The 13,875-nt window shown below is 40.5% G+C and carries 15 protein-coding genes; 13 read left to right on the forward strand and 2 right to left on the reverse strand.

All coding sequences use genetic code 11. The annotated features are described in order from the left end of the window. Positions 1 to 149: 149 nt before the first annotated feature. Positions 150 to 1,505 carry an aspartate kinase gene (locus tag LIZ08_RS05480; RefSeq protein ID WP_223345652.1) on the reverse strand — a complete coding sequence of 452 codons (1,356 nt, stop codon included), beginning with the start codon at positions 1,503 to 1,505 and terminating at the stop codon, positions 150 to 152. A gap of 240 nt (positions 1,506 to 1,745) precedes the next feature. On the opposite strand from LIZ08_RS05480, the gene LIZ08_RS05485 reads away from it, so the two are divergent. The 13 genes from LIZ08_RS05485 to LIZ08_RS05545 all read left to right on the forward strand — a co-directional run bounded on the left by LIZ08_RS05485 (position 1,746) and on the right by LIZ08_RS05545 (position 12,414). Further along, positions 1,746 to 2,537 carry an enoyl-CoA hydratase gene (locus LIZ08_RS05485; RefSeq protein ID WP_045760237.1) on the forward strand — a complete coding sequence of 264 codons (792 nt, stop codon included), beginning with the start codon at positions 1,746 to 1,748 and terminating at the stop codon, positions 2,535 to 2,537. Between the two features lie 96 nt (positions 2,538 to 2,633). Continuing rightward, entirely contained in the window at positions 2,634 to 3,068 is a 435-nt protein-coding gene (locus LIZ08_RS05490) for a MarR family winged helix-turn-helix transcriptional regulator (RefSeq protein ID WP_003003993.1), read from the forward strand. Further along, the gene (locus LIZ08_RS05495; protein WP_070594433.1) at positions 3,068 to 4,042 is read left to right on the forward strand and encodes a beta-ketoacyl-ACP synthase III; all 975 of its coding nucleotides are present in this window, start codon (positions 3,068 to 3,070) and stop codon (positions 4,040 to 4,042) included. The genes LIZ08_RS05490 and LIZ08_RS05495 overlap by 1 nt, the downstream gene beginning before the upstream one ends. A 58-nt stretch (positions 4,043 to 4,100) precedes the next feature. Then, entirely contained in the window at positions 4,101 to 4,325 is a 225-nt protein-coding gene (locus LIZ08_RS05500) for an acyl carrier protein (protein WP_003003892.1), read from the forward strand. A gap of 114 nt (positions 4,326 to 4,439) precedes the next feature. Beyond that, positions 4,440 to 5,405 (forward strand): enoyl-[acyl-carrier-protein] reductase FabK, encoded by a 966-nt coding sequence (gene fabK, locus LIZ08_RS05505; RefSeq protein WP_037608323.1) that lies wholly within the window; start codon positions 4,440 to 4,442, stop codon positions 5,403 to 5,405. A 22-nt stretch (positions 5,406 to 5,427) separates the two neighbouring features. Next, the gene (gene fabD, locus LIZ08_RS05510) at positions 5,428 to 6,348 is read left to right on the forward strand and encodes an ACP S-malonyltransferase (RefSeq protein WP_227038447.1); all 921 of its coding nucleotides are present in this window, start codon (positions 5,428 to 5,430) and stop codon (positions 6,346 to 6,348) included. 12 nt (positions 6,349 to 6,360) lie between these two features. Next, a complete protein-coding gene (fabG, locus tag LIZ08_RS05515) occupies positions 6,361 to 7,095 on the forward strand; it encodes a 3-oxoacyl-[acyl-carrier-protein] reductase (RefSeq protein WP_003010456.1) in 735 nt (244 codons plus the stop codon). A 61-nt stretch (positions 7,096 to 7,156) separates the two neighbouring features. Continuing rightward, complete coding sequence (gene fabF / locus LIZ08_RS05520; RefSeq protein ID WP_003010454.1) at positions 7,157 to 8,389, forward strand: beta-ketoacyl-ACP synthase II; 1,233 nt, start codon at positions 7,157 to 7,159, stop codon at positions 8,387 to 8,389. Between the two features lie 3 nt (positions 8,390 to 8,392). Further along, on the forward strand, positions 8,393 to 8,881 hold the full coding sequence (gene accB / locus LIZ08_RS05525) for an acetyl-CoA carboxylase biotin carboxyl carrier protein (protein WP_049506156.1): 489 nt from the start codon (positions 8,393 to 8,395) through the stop codon (positions 8,879 to 8,881). Then, entirely contained in the window at positions 8,878 to 9,303 is a 426-nt protein-coding gene (gene fabZ, locus LIZ08_RS05530) for a 3-hydroxyacyl-ACP dehydratase FabZ (RefSeq protein WP_003004019.1), read from the forward strand. The genes accB and fabZ overlap by 4 nt, the downstream gene beginning before the upstream one ends. Positions 9,304 to 9,316: 13 nt before the next feature. Beyond that, positions 9,317 to 10,681: an acetyl-CoA carboxylase biotin carboxylase subunit gene (locus LIZ08_RS05535; RefSeq protein WP_045760281.1), complete on the forward strand. Its 1,365-nt coding sequence runs from the start codon at positions 9,317 to 9,319 to the stop codon at positions 10,679 to 10,681. A 103-nt stretch (positions 10,682 to 10,784) separates the two neighbouring features. Continuing rightward, positions 10,785 to 11,651, forward strand: coding sequence for an acetyl-CoA carboxylase, carboxyltransferase subunit beta (accD, locus tag LIZ08_RS05540; protein WP_045760242.1), 867 nt, complete (start codon positions 10,785 to 10,787; stop codon positions 11,649 to 11,651). Continuing rightward, positions 11,644 to 12,414: an acetyl-CoA carboxylase carboxyl transferase subunit alpha gene (locus LIZ08_RS05545; RefSeq protein WP_227038448.1), complete on the forward strand. Its 771-nt coding sequence runs from the start codon at positions 11,644 to 11,646 to the stop codon at positions 12,412 to 12,414. The genes accD and LIZ08_RS05545 overlap by 8 nt, the downstream gene beginning before the upstream one ends. Positions 12,415 to 12,456: 42 nt before the next feature. Here LIZ08_RS05545 and serS read toward each other — a convergent pair whose 3' ends face one another. Next, entirely contained in the window at positions 12,457 to 13,734 is a 1,278-nt protein-coding gene (serS, locus tag LIZ08_RS05550; RefSeq protein WP_003018473.1) for a serine--tRNA ligase, read from the reverse strand. Positions 13,735 to 13,875: the final 141 nt, after the last annotated feature.

The following is a 13,875-nucleotide window of genomic DNA, read 5'->3' on the forward strand; positions in this document are numbered from 1 at the left end:
TAGTAGCGCATGACTGTTAATCATGATGTCGTAGGTTCGAGTCCTACTGGCGGAGTATAGAATAAAAGAGATCAAGTAATTGATCTTTTTTTTACTTTTCATTTTAATGTTAATTAAAGCTCCGTTTAGTTAACGGAGCTTTTCTCTATTTAGTTATTTGGGAAAAATGCTTGATATAAGGCTTTAATTGCTTTTTCTTCTTGATCTTTACTTACAACGAATATAATGGAAACTTCACTAGAACCTTGCGAGATCATTTGAATATTCACTTCATTTTCTGATAGTGCTTTGGCTGCAGTGGCAGTAACCCCTACCTGACTCTTCATTTTCTCACCAACAATCATAATGATAGAAAGATCATGTTCAATTTCGGCTGTGTCAACTTCTAGCTTTTGTGTTAATTGTTTCAGAATCTCTTGTTCTTTGATTGGAGTCAGTTCACGTGAACGCAAAATGATGGATAAATCATCAATTCCTGTTGGCATATGTTCCCAACTGATATTGAGATCTTCTAAAATTTGAAGGACTTTTCGACCAAAACCGACTTCGCGGTTCATAAGGTATTTTGTAGTGTTAATACTAACGAATCCTGAATCACCTGCAATCCCTACAACAGTCACATGATCATTTGAATGTTCCAAAACAATGCGGGTTCCAGGGTGGTCTGGATTATTTGTATTTTTAATGACTAATGGAATTTTACCTCTGTATGCTGGAACAAGTGCTTCATCATGTAAGACTGAAAAACCAGCATAGGCTAATTCACGCATTTCTTTGTAGGTTAATTCAGGAATAGAATGTGGGTGTTTAATAATACCTGGATGTGCTGCAAAAATACCATTTACGTCTGTAAAGTTTTCGTATAAGTCTGCTTTTACACCTGCTGCAATGATCGATCCAGTAATATCAGATCCACCACGAGAAAATGTACAAATATCACCATCTTGAGTAACACCAAAGAATCCTGGAATGACAATCACTTCACTTGAGTCTTTTAGTTCTTCAATTTTATCGTAACTAGATGGTAATATACGAGCGTTGGAAGGTTCTGCAGTGACTGTAATCCCTGCCTCTTTTGGATGGATGTATCTTGCTTCTAATCCATTTTGATTGAAATAAGCAGCAATGAGTTTAGCATTGTTATTTTCGCCTGCTGCTAGGAATGCATCGTATGTGAATGGATTCCCTTTTTTAGGTAAATTTGTTAAATCATAGATATCTTCAGCAATTTCTTGAATAATGGAATCTTTGAGACCCAATTCTTCTGTAATGGCACGATAACGTTCAATAATCCACTGTTGTGTTTGTGTGACATCCTTATCTGAAGTAAATTCTTTATAATACCGGATCAGAGCGTCTGTTACTTTTGTATCTTCAGCGTTGCGTTTGCCTGGAGCTGATACAACTACAAATCTTCTTTCTGGATCATCTTTAATGATATCAAGTACTTTTTTTAATTGAGAAGCTGATGCTAGAGAACTTCCACCGAATTTAGTTACTTTCATATTTTCTCCTTAATAGTTTCATTAATACATTATATCAAAGTTCAGTTATTGATACAATGTATTTACAGATAGGGCATAAAATAATTGATTCTGTAGAGGAGAGAAATTGTAATTATTCAAATTTTACAATTTTGTTACATCTTATAGATATATTTTACTATTTTACTTTTTTGTGGTATGATATGTTATAATTCAAAAGTTTTAATATCAAAATATTTTATATTTAAACAAAAGGAGTCTGTGATGTTTGAAACAATTTTGTATTCTGTCGAAAACGACCTCGCGACAATCTCTTTAAATCGTCCTGAAGTATCCAATGGTTTTAACATTCCAATGTGTCAGGAAATTTTGGCTGCCCTGGAAGATGCAGAAAAAAATGAGGAAGTAAAATTCATTATTCTATCAGCAGAAGGGAAAATCTTTTCAGTTGGTGGAGATTTAAGCGAAATGAAACGCGCAGTCGATGCGGATGACATCGAGTCTCTTGTTTTAATTGCCGAATTAGTTAATACGATTTCAAAGAAAATCAAGCAATTGCCAAAACCGGTTATTATGATGGCAGATGGAGCGGTTGCTGGAGCAGCTGCTAACATTGCAGTAGCTGTTGATTTTTGTATTATTAGTGATCGTACTAAATTTATCCAAGCCTTTGTTGGGGTTGGTTTAGCACCGGATGCGGGTGGGTTATTCTTGTTAGGAAAAGCCATTGGCATGTCTCGGGCTACTCATTTAGTAATGACGGGTGAAGCCTTGACTGCTGAAAAGGCATTTGATTATGGCCTAGCTTATCGTGTTTGTGAATCTGAAAGACTCGATAAAACAGTTGAGCAATTGCTTAAAAAATTAAGAAGAGGATCTTCAAATTCTTATGCTGCCATGAAAGAAATGGTTTGGGAAGCATTCTTGAAAGAATGGGACCAATATGCGGGTCTTGAATTGGATTTGCAAAAGAAACTAGCATTTACAGAAGATTTCAAGGAAGGGGTTATTGCCTACTCTGAGAAACGTCGGCCACAATTTAAAGGAAAATAAATTTGTAATTTTTCTATGTTTTGTGAAAAAATGCTTGCAAATTATTTTCATTTTTGATAAAATTTGACTATCAAAGTAAAATTAGGAGGTGGAGTTTTGAATTACCAATTAGTTAACGACTATTTAACATCCATCTTTAATAATGTTTTGGTTATTGAGGAGTCGAGCCTAAGAGCAAGTCGATTCAAAGATGTTTCTATTAAAGAAATGCATACGATCGATGTGATTGGTTCGACACCGAATGCAACCCCGAGTGATATTTCACGGGAGTTGATGGTAACTTTGGGGACTGTCACGACAAGTTTGAATAATCTTGAGCGCAAAGGGTATATCGAAAGAAGAAGATCGGAAGTTGATCGCCGGGTTGTACACTTGAGTTTAACGAAGAACGGTCGTCTACTTTATCGTCTTCATCAGCAATTCCATAAACGGATGGTCAACCAGATTATTGGAGATATGAGTCCCGAAGAGAAGAAAGTGATGCAAAAAGGATTGCAAAATCTGTATCGTTTCTTGGAGGAAATTAAATAATGGTCTTTGCTAAAATTAGTCAAGTTGCTCATTATGCACCTGACCAAGTCGTATCAAATGATGATTTGGCTGAGATCATGGATACAAGTGATGAATGGATCAGTAGTCGGACAGGTATCCTTCGGCGTCACATTTCAAAAGATGAGACGACAAGTGATCTAGCAACAATTGTTGCACAAAGATTATTAGCAAAAGCAAACTTAGATGCTGAGGAAATTGATTTCATCGTTGTTGCTACGATTACTCCAGACAGCTTAATGCCATCAACTGCAGCCCGGGTACAAGCTAATATTGGAGCTTCTCGAGCTTTTGCCTTTGATCTGACTGCAGCATGTAGCGGATTTGTATTTGCATTAGCCACTGCTGAAAAATACATTTCTTCAGGTATGTACCGGCGAGGAATTGTGATCGGTAGTGAGACGCTTTCAAAAGTATTAGACTGGTCAGACCGTTCCACTTCAGTACTTTTTGGAGATGGGGCTGGTGGTGTCTTGCTTGAAGCGAGCGATCAAAAATCGTTTTTGGCTGAAAATCTTTTTACGGATGGTAGCCGAGGGGCTAGCCTTGAGTCATGCTATCTGGGTCTGTCTTCTCCTTATTCAGATGAAGTTTCTGATCGAAAATATCTGACAATGGACGGAAGGGCAGTTTTTGATTTTGCCATTCGTGATGTCACGAAAAGTATTCAAAAAATGATAGCAGACGCCTCTATGGAAGCAGAAGAGATTGACTATTTTCTCTTACACCAGGCGAATGACCGAATGTTAGATAAGATGTCAAAAAAACTGGGTGTCTCTAGAGAGAAAATCCCAGCAAATATGATGGAATATGGGAACACTAGTGCTGCTAGTATTCCCATTCTATTATCGGAGTGTGTCGAGAATCATCGAATCAAGATGGATGGAAGTCAAAAAATTCTTCTGACAGGATTCGGTGGAGGTTTGACATGGGGCACACTTCTTGTTACAATCTAGTTAAACATGTGGAAACACATTTTAAAAATTTATATATTATTTTTTAAGGAGGCCTATCATGGCAGTATTTGAAAAAGTACAAGAAATTATCGTTGAAGAACTTGGTAAAGAACCATCAGAAGTAACTCTTGAATCTACATTCGAAGATTTAGAAGCAGATTCATTGGATTTGTTCCAAGTTATCTCTGAAATTGAAGATGCTTTTGACATCCAAATCGAAACTGAAGAAGGATTGTCTACAGTTGGTGACCTTGTCGCTTACGTAGAAGAAAAAACAAAATAATGATAGATGAGAGTATCGAAAGATATTCTCTCTTGTTTAGGTAATAGTTTGAGGCTCAAAGAAACAATCTTTTAAACTCAAACTATTACTTAAGCGAAAAAAGAGGTAGGTATAATGCAAACACGAATTACTGAACTATTGAATATTAAATATCCAATCTTCCAAGGTGGTATGGCCTGGGTTGCTGATGGAGACTTGGCTGGAGCCGTTTCAAATGCTGGTGGACTCGGAATTATTGGTGGTGGTAATGCCCCTAAAGAAGTGGTAAAAGCTAATATTGATAGAGTAAAACAAATCACTGACAAACCATTCGGTGTTAATATCATGCTTTTGTCACCATTTGCAGATGACATCGTCGACCTCGTTATCGAAGAGGGTGTTAAGGTTGTTACAACAGGTGCCGGAAACCCAGGTAAATATATGGAGCGTTTCCACGAAGCTGGAATTACAGTAATCCCAGTTATTCCATCGGTAGCACTTGCTAAACGTATGGAAAAACTTGGAGCTGATGCTGTTGTCGCAGAAGGTATGGAAGCTGGTGGTCACATTGGTAAATTGACAACCATGGCACTTGTTCGCCAGGTTGCGGATGCGGTATCTATCCCAGTTATTGGTGCTGGTGGTGTTGCAGATGGACGTGGTATGGCTGCTGTTCTTATGCTTGGAGCAGAAGCTGTTCAGGTTGGTACTCGTTTCGCTGTTGCTAAGGAATCTAATGCACACCAAAACTTCAAAGATAAGATTTTGAAGGCTAAAGATATTGATACTGTTATTTCAGCCTCAGTTGTTGGACACCCAGTTCGTGCGATTAAGAATAAATTGGCTACAGAATATAACCAAGCTGAAAAAGATTTCTTGGCTGGTAAGAAGACTCAAGAGGAAATTGAAGAGCTTGGTGCAGGTGCCCTTCGTAACGCTGTTGTTGATGGAGATGTGGAATATGGTTCAGTTATGGCTGGACAAATTGCAGGTCTTGTTCGTAAAGAAGAAACATGTGCAGAAATCTTGGAAGACCTTTACACAGGTGCTGCCAAGGTGATTAAAGAAGAAGCTGCTCGTTGGGCAGATGTAAACGTCTAAAAACGTCGAAAGGATTAGGATAGTGACAAAACGTGCGTTCTTATTTGCTGGTCAAGGGGCTCAGAAATTGGGCATGGCGAGCGATTTGTATGCGGCTTATCCCGTTGTTAAAGAGACATTTGATACGGCTAGTCGTATTCTAGGCTATGATTTGCGTGAATTGATTGATTCTAACGAAGAAAAACTGAATCAGACACGCTATACTCAACCAGCTATTTTGACAACGTCAGTAGCCATTTATCGTCTCTTAGTAGAAAATGGTATCACTCCTGATATTGTTGCCGGTCTCTCTTTGGGGGAATATTCTGCCTTAGTTGCGGCTGGAGCTCTTCCGTTTGAAGATGCAGTAGCTTTGGTTGCGAAACGTGGTGAATTCATGGAAACAGCAGCTCCTGCTGGAAGTGGGAAAATGGTTGCTGTTATGAATACAGATCCAAGTTTGATCGAAGAGATTTGTCAACAAGCATCCGAAAAGGGTGTAGTGACACCAGCTAACTACAATACACCAGCACAAATTGTGATTGGTGGTGAGGTTGCAGCTGTGGACTATGCTGTGGAACTATTGAAGGAAGCAGGTGCCAAACGCTTGATCCCTTTGAATGTGTCAGGTCCATTCCACACAGCCTTACTGGAATCTGCTAGTCAAAAATTGGCGGCTGAACTAGAAAAAGTATCATTTAATGATTTTGATCTTCCTTTAGTTGGGAATACAGAAGCTACTATCATGAAGTCAGAAGATGTGAAAGCACTTTTGGCCCGTCAAGTAAAAGAACCGGTTCGTTTCTATGATTCAATTGCTACGATTCAAGACTTTGGTGTAGATGAAGTCATCGAGATCGGACCTGGAAAAGTCTTGTCAGGATTCTTGAAGAAAATTGATAAAACTCTTCCAACTCATAACGTCGAAGATCAGGCTAGTCTAGATGCACTTCTGAATGCTTAAAACGAGGTAAAGATGGAACTTAAAAATAAAAATGTTTTTGTAACAGGTTCAACACGCGGAATTGGATTGGCTGTGGCTCATAAATTTGCGAGTCTCGGTGCCAATGTTGTCCTAAATGGACGTTCTGAAATTTCTGAGGACTTGCTTGCACAGTTTGCTGACTATGGTGTGACTGTTGTTGGTATTTCTGGAGATATTTCTAATGGCGAAGATGCGCAACGTATGGTGGCTGAAGCAATTGAAAAGCTTGGAAGTGTTGATGTTTTGGTCAATAACGCTGGCATTACAAACGACAAGTTGATGTTGAAAATGACTGAAGAAGATTTTGAACGGGTCTTGAAAATCAACTTGACCGGTGCCTTTAATATGACTCAAGCTGTCTTAAAACCGATGTCTAAGGCTCGTCAAGGTGCCATTATCAACATGTCCTCTGTTGTTGGTCTAATGGGGAATATTGGTCAAGCGAACTATGCAGCTTCAAAAGCTGGATTGATTGGTTTTACCAAATCCGTTGCGCGTGAAGTTGCGGCTCGTGGCGTTCGTGTGAATGCCATTGCACCTGGTTTCATTGAATCAGATATGACAGACGCTATTCCAGAGAAAATGAAAGATGCCATGCTAGCTCAAGTGCCAATGAAACGAATTGGTCAAGCTGAAGAAGTGGCAGAAGTTGCGGCTTTCTTGGCAGGTCAAGAATATTTAACTGGTCAAACAATTGCCATTGATGGCGGCATGACTATGCAATAATGAATGCTTACTGATCGAAAATCACTTACTTAAATATCCATCCGACAAAAGGAGAATATATATGTCTACAAATCGTGTTGTTGTTACAGGTTACGGTGTAACCTCACCAATCGGAAATACACCAGAGGAGTTCTGGAATAGCCTTCATGAAGGAAAAATTGGAATCAAGCCCATTACGAAATTTGATGCTTCTGAAATTCCAGTCTTTAATGCTGGTGAAATTCAAGATTTCCCATTCGATAAATATTTTGTGAAAAAAGATCAAAATCGTATGGATACTTACTCATTGTATGCAATCTATGCTGCGATGGAAGCTATTGAAAATTCAGGCTTGAATATGGAAGAAGAAGACCGCGATCGTGTAGGTGTGATTGTATCATCTGGTATCGGTGGTTTGCAAGAATTGGAAGATCAAATTATCCGGATGCATGAACGTGGGATGAAGAGAATCCAACCAATGTTTATTCCAAAAGCTCTTTCAAACATGGGTGCTGGAAACATCGCACTTAAGATTGGGGCTCAAGGGGTATGTAAATCCGTGACAACAGCTTGTGCTTCTGCCAATGATGCAATTGGTGAAGCTTTCCGTGAAATTAAATTTGGTATGCATGATGTTGTTTTGGCAGGTGGTGCTGAAGCTTCGATTACTAAGATTGGTATCGGTGGTTTCAATGCCCTTACGGCCCTTTCAACAACGGAAGACCCAGAACGTTCATCTATTCCATTTGACAAAGACCGTAATGGTTTTGTGATGGGGGAAGGTGCAGGGGTTCTCGTTATTGAAAGCTTGGAACATGCTCAAAAACGTGGTGCTAACATCTTGGCTGAGATTGTTGGTTACGGATCAAACTGTGATGCTTACCATATGACAACACCAACACCAGATGGTTCAGGTGCGGCTAAAGCGATTAAATTAGCGATCAATGAAGCTGGTATCAAGCCTGAAGATGTCGATTATGTCAACGCACATGGTACATCTACACCAGCCAATGAGAAAGGTGAAAGCGGAGCTATTGTTTCTGTACTTGGTAAAGAAGTTCCTGTATCATCTACTAAATCATTTACAGGACACTTGCTTGGTGCTGCTGGTGCGGTTGAAGCGATTGCTACCATCGAAGCGATTCGTCACAGCTTTGTACCAAAAACTGCTGGTACCAAAGAATTGTCTGACTATATCGAAGCAAACGTTGTTTATGGTGAAGGTCAAGAAGCGGATATTCAGTATGCTATCTCAAATACCTTTGGTTTTGGAGGACACAATGCTGTTCTGGCCTTTAAACGTTGGGAGGGTTAATTCATGAATATTTCTGAAATCAAAGATTTGTTGGCTCAATTTGATGCGTCAACTTTGCGTGAATTCTCATATAAAAATAATGGCGAAGAATTGAATTTGAGTAAAAACCAAACGAGTTCAGTTGCGGCTACACCGGTTGCTCCTGCAGTTGAAGTGGTAGCAACTCCTCAAACTCCTGTAGTAGCCCCTGTTGTTGAAGCCCCAGCAACTCCAGCTGTAGCGGCTGAACCAGTTGCTGCTCCAGCTCAGGCTGCAGAAGGTGATGTGGTTGAAAGTCCATTGGTTGGGGTGGCTTACTTGTCGCCAGCACCGGATAAATCAGCCTTTGTATCTGTAGGAGACAAAGTTACTAAGGGTCAAACACTCTTGATTATCGAAGCCATGAAAGTGATGAATGAAGTCCCAGCACCTAAAGATGGGGTAGTCACTGAAATTTTGGTAACGAATGAAGAAATGGTTGAATTTGGAAAAGGATTGGTTCGAATCAAATGACAATTGATATTAATGCTATTCGTGAGGCTTTGCCGCATCGTTACCCAATGCTTTTGGTGGATCGCGTATTGGAAACAAGCGAAGATACGATTGTTGCCATTAAGAACGTGACAATTAATGAACCATTTTTTAATGGACATTTTCCACAATATCCTGTTATGCCAGGTGTTCTCATCATGGAAGCTTTGGCACAAACAGCAGGTGTACTAGAGTTGTCAAAACCTGAAAATAAAGGAAAATTAGTCTTTTATGCAGGGATGGACAAGGTGAAGTTTAAAAAACAAGTCGTTCCAGGAGATCAACTGGTGATGACAGCTACTTTTGTCAAACGTCGTGGAACAATTGCTGTTGTTGAAGCGAAAGCAGAAGTAGACGGTAAGCTTGCAGCTTCAGGAACGCTTACGTTTGCAATTGGAAATTAAGAAAGGCCTATCTATGTTTCGTAAGATCTTAATCGCCAATCGTGGTGAGATTGCAGTTCGTATTATTCGTGCGGCTCGTGAACTTGGCATCGAGACGGTTGCAGTGTATTCTACTGCTGATAAAGAAGCCTTGCATACCTTACTAGCGGATGAAGCAGTCTGTATTGGACCTGCTAAATCAACAGAGTCTTATTTGAATATGAGTGCTGTCTTGTCTGCAGCTGTTCTAACAGGAGCAGAAGCTATCCATCCTGGTTTTGGATTTTTAAGTGAAAACTCAAAATTTGCGACCATGTGTGAGGAAGTGGGCATTAAATTTATTGGTCCTTCTGCTAAAGTCATGGATTTGATGGGGGATAAGATTAATGCTCGTAAACAGATGATCAAAGCAGGAGTACCTGTTATTCCTGGATCAGATGGTGAAGTGTATACTGCTGAAGAAGCCCTCGAGATTGCAGAGCGTATTGGTTACCCTGTGATGTTGAAAGCATCTGCAGGAGGCGGTGGTAAAGGAATTCGGAAGGTTGAAAAACCAGAAGATTTGGTTGCTGCTTTTGAATCTGCTTCCTCAGAAGCTCAAGCTGCTTTTGGAAATGGTGCCATGTATATGGAACGGGTGATTTATCCGGCACGCCACATTGAAGTACAGATTTTAGCGGATCAGCATGGACATGTTATTCACTTAGGTGAACGCGATTGTTCTCTTCAACGAAATAACCAAAAAGTTCTAGAAGAATCCCCTTCGATTGCTATTGGAAAAACGCTTCGTGATCGGATTGGTTCTGCAGCTGTTCGTGCAGCTGAATCAGTTGGGTACGAGAATGCTGGAACGATTGAATTCTTGTATGATGAAGGCAAGGGTGAGTTCTACTTTATGGAAATGAATACCCGTGTCCAAGTAGAGCATCCTGTCACGGAATTTGTAACAGGAGTTGATATCGTTAAGGAACAGATTAAAATCGCAGCTGGCCAAGAATTATCCGTTACTCAAGAGGATATTGTCATTAAAGGCCATGCGATTGAATGCCGGATCAATGCGGAAAATCCTTCCTTCAACTTTGCACCTAGCCCTGGTAAGATCACTAATCTCTATCTTCCAAGTGGTGGGGTTGGCTTGCGTGTGGATTCTGCTGTGTATCCTGGGTATACGATTCCACCATACTATGATAGTATGATTGCCAAGATCATTGTCCATGGGGAAAATCGCTTTGATGCACTGATGAAAATGCAGCGTGCTCTTTATGAGTTGGAAATCGATGGTGTCACCACCAATAGCAGTTTCCAGTTGGATTTGATTTCAGATTCACATGTGATCGCTGGTGATTATGACACTGCATTTTTGATGGAACAATTCCTTCCAAATTATAATAAGGAATGATGAAAAAGCCTGGACTTGTGAGGGAAGTATGAACATCATCTTCACAGTTTCAGGCTTTTATAGTAATGCTTCAGATACTGTAGCATATTATAAGGAGTAAGTAATGGCATTATTTTCTAAAAAAGATAAATATATTCGGATCAATCCGAATAGGTCAGCCTGGAAGGAGCCTCAGCCAAAACCTGAAGTTCCTGATGAACTATTTTCACAATGCCCAGGTTGTAAACATACCATTTACCAAAAGGATTTAGGTAGTGAGCGTGTCTGCCCGAATTGTGGCTATACCTTCCGTATTTCTGCTAAAGAACGCTTGGCGTTGACAGTGGATCCAGCTAGCTTTGAAGAAATGTTTACAGGAATCGAAACGACAGATCCTTTGAATTTCCCAAATTATAAGAAGAAATTAGCAGCAGTGCGGGAAATGACAGGACTGGATGAAGCTGTCCTGACTGGAGCTGCCTTGATTAAAGGGCAAAAAGTTGCGCTTGGGATCATGGATTCCAACTTTATCATGGCTTCAATGGGTTCTGTAGTAGGCGAAAAAATTACTCGTTTATTTGAATTTGCGACAAAAGAAAAATTGCCAGTTGTTCTTTTTACCGCTTCCGGTGGTGCTCGGATGCAAGAAGGAATCGTGAGTTTGATGCAAATGGCAAAAATTTCTGCGGCTGTTCAACGTCATTCTAAAGAAAAATTATTCTATTTGACGGTATTGACAGATCCAACAACCGGTGGGGTGACGGCTTCATTTGCTATGGAAGGTGATATTATCATGGCAGAGAGTCAAGCCTTGGTTGGGTTTGCCGGTCGGCGCGTGATTGAATCAACTGTGCGTGAAAAATTGCCAGATGATTTCCAAAAAGCAGAATTTCTACAAGAACATGGATTTGTTGACTTGATCGTGGAGAGAAGCCAAATCCGAGCAACAGTTGGACAATTATTGGCCCTTCATGGAGGTAAACATGAGTAAAATAACACAGATTATAAAAGAGGCACGTGATCAAGGAAGATTGACTGCGCTTGATTTTGCTCAAGGAATCTTTGATGATTTTATCGAATTACATGGAGATCGAAACTTCCGTGATGATGGTGCAGTGATTGGTGGGATTGGACGCTTAGGTGATCAAACCATTACAGTCGTAGGGATCCAAAAAGGGAAAAATCTTCAGGATAACCTAAAACGTAATTTTGGGCAACCCCATCCAGAAGGTTATCGAAAAGCTTTACGCCTCATGAAGCAAGCGGAGAAGTTTGGCCGTCCAGTTGTGACCTTTATCAATACAGCGGGTGCTTATCCTGGTGTTGGTGCCGAGGAACGAGGACAAGGTGAAGCCATTGCCCGCAACCTCATGGAAATGAGTGATTTAAAAGTTCCGATTATCGCGATTATCATCGGAGAAGGTGGTTCTGGTGGTGCCTTGGCTCTTGCTGTAGCAGATAAGGTTTGGATGCTTGAGAACTCCATCTATGCAGTCTTGAGTCCAGAAGGTTTCGCCTCTATTCTTTGGAAAGATGGAAGCCGTGCCATGGAAGCAGCAGAGTTGATGAAGATTACTTCTCACGAGTTGTTAAATATGAGCATTGTCGATAAGGTGATTCCAGAGCATGGATTTTCAAATGGTGAACTACTGGCTCAAGTGAAGAAGGAATTACAGGAAGAATTAAAGGTTTTACAAGCCTTATCTCTGGAGGATCTTTTAGAGCAACGCTACCAACGTTTTCGTAAATATTAAAAAACTGAGCTTGCAATTTGCAAGACTCAGTTTTTTTAAACTTTATTTTGGTGCGATAACTTCAGCTCCACCCATGTATGGACGGAGGACTTCTGGAATAGTCACAGAACCGTCTTCGTTTTGGTAGTTTTCAAGAATAGCAGCGACGGTACGTCCAACAGCCAATCCAGAACCGTTCAAAGTGTGAAGGAGTTTTACCTTGCCATCTGCTTCATCACGGTAACGGATTTGCGCACGGCGAGCTTGGAAATCTTCTGTATTGGAACAGCTTGAGATTTCACGGTAGGTGTTTTGCGCTGGGATCCATACTTCCAAGTCATAAGTCTTGGCAGCTGAGAAGCCCATGTCTCCAGTTGAGAGAGCTACCACTCGGTATGGAAGATTCAGTTTTTGAAGGATATTTTCAGCATTGACAACCATTTTTTCCAATTCATCATATGATTCTTCTGGTTTAGCAAACTTCACCATTTCAACCTTATGGAATTGGTGCAAACGGATCAAGCCACGAGTATCACGACCAGCTGAACCAGCTTCTGAACGGAAAGATGGACTCATAGCGGTGAAGTAGATTGGAAGGTCTTTCCCATCAAGAATTTCATCGCGATAGTAGTTTGTCAAAGGAACTTCAGCTGTTGGAATGAGGACATAATTGGTATCGCTAAGTTCAAAAGTATCTTCCTTGAATTTTGGATACTGACCAGTACCAAACATAGAATCATGGTTGACCATGTAAGGAGGGATGACTTCAGTGTAGCCTTCCTTGCCATGTTCGTCCAACATGAAGTTGTAGATAGCGCGTTCTAAGCGAGCTCCAAGTCCTTTGTAGAAGAGGAAACGAGCACCAGTGACTTTAGCCCCGCGTTCCCAGTCAAGGATATCAAGGTCTTCACCTAAATCCCAGTGAGCTTTTGGTTCAAAGCCAAATTCGCGAGGTGTTCCCCAACGGCGAACCTCAACGTTGTCATCCTCATCCGCTCCAACAGGGACACTGTCAGCAGGGATATTTGGAAGTGTAGTAGTGAATTCAGTTAATTTTGCATCGATTTCAGCCAATTCTGTATCCAATGCTTTGACCTCTGCAGAGAGGGTTTGCATGGCAGCAATCTTATCATCTGCATTTTCCTTGTTGCGTTTAGCTTGTGCTATTTCAGCAGATACAGTGTTACGCTCTGCTTTGAGATTTTCTACTTTGACTAAGATATCTCGACGTTTGGCATCGATTTCTTTCATTTCATTCAAAATAGCTGCATCTACGCCACGTGTTGCCAATTTTTTAGCAACCGCATCAAAGTCTGTACGAATCCGTTTAATATCTAACATAGCTTCTCCTTTAACAAAAAACACACCTGTTAGAGTGTTGGAGTGGCAGAGCCACGGTTCCATCCAACTTCACAGGTGTGCACTTGATTCAATATTGTATTTTAAAGAAACGGTAGAATTTCAATTAAGATTTCTATCTGC

This window comes from Streptococcus sp. 210928-DFI.4.42 (genome assembly GCF_020554365.1).
Classification (GTDB): domain Bacteria; phylum Bacillota; class Bacilli; order Lactobacillales; family Streptococcaceae; genus Streptococcus; species Streptococcus parasanguinis_S.

What these genes read in the sequence shown, in the direction of transcription:
- LIZ08_RS05480 (WP_223345652.1), bottom strand. Translation starts at nt 1,505, where the DNA reads ATGAAAGTAACTAAATTCGGTGGAAGTTCTCTAGCATCAGCTTCTCAA.
- LIZ08_RS05495 (WP_070594433.1), top strand. Translation starts at nt 3,068, where the DNA reads ATGGTCTTTGCTAAAATTAGTCAAGTTGCTCATTATGCACCTGACCAA.
- LIZ08_RS05500 (WP_003003892.1), top strand. Translation starts at nt 4,101, where the DNA reads ATGGCAGTATTTGAAAAAGTACAAGAAATTATCGTTGAAGAACTTGGT.
- fabK (WP_037608323.1), top strand. Translation starts at nt 4,440, where the DNA reads ATGCAAACACGAATTACTGAACTATTGAATATTAAATATCCAATCTTC.
- fabG (WP_003010456.1), top strand. Translation starts at nt 6,361, where the DNA reads ATGGAACTTAAAAATAAAAATGTTTTTGTAACAGGTTCAACACGCGGA.
- fabF (WP_003010454.1), top strand. Translation starts at nt 7,157, where the DNA reads ATGTCTACAAATCGTGTTGTTGTTACAGGTTACGGTGTAACCTCACCA.
- accB (WP_049506156.1), top strand. Translation starts at nt 8,393, where the DNA reads ATGAATATTTCTGAAATCAAAGATTTGTTGGCTCAATTTGATGCGTCA.
- fabZ (WP_003004019.1), top strand. Translation starts at nt 8,878, where the DNA reads ATGACAATTGATATTAATGCTATTCGTGAGGCTTTGCCGCATCGTTAC.
- LIZ08_RS05535 (WP_045760281.1), top strand. Translation starts at nt 9,317, where the DNA reads ATGTTTCGTAAGATCTTAATCGCCAATCGTGGTGAGATTGCAGTTCGT.
- accD (WP_045760242.1), top strand. Translation starts at nt 10,785, where the DNA reads ATGGCATTATTTTCTAAAAAAGATAAATATATTCGGATCAATCCGAAT.
- LIZ08_RS05545 (WP_227038448.1), top strand. Translation starts at nt 11,644, where the DNA reads ATGAGTAAAATAACACAGATTATAAAAGAGGCACGTGATCAAGGAAGA.
- serS (WP_003018473.1), bottom strand. Translation starts at nt 13,734, where the DNA reads ATGTTAGATATTAAACGGATTCGTACAGACTTTGATGCGGTTGCTAAA.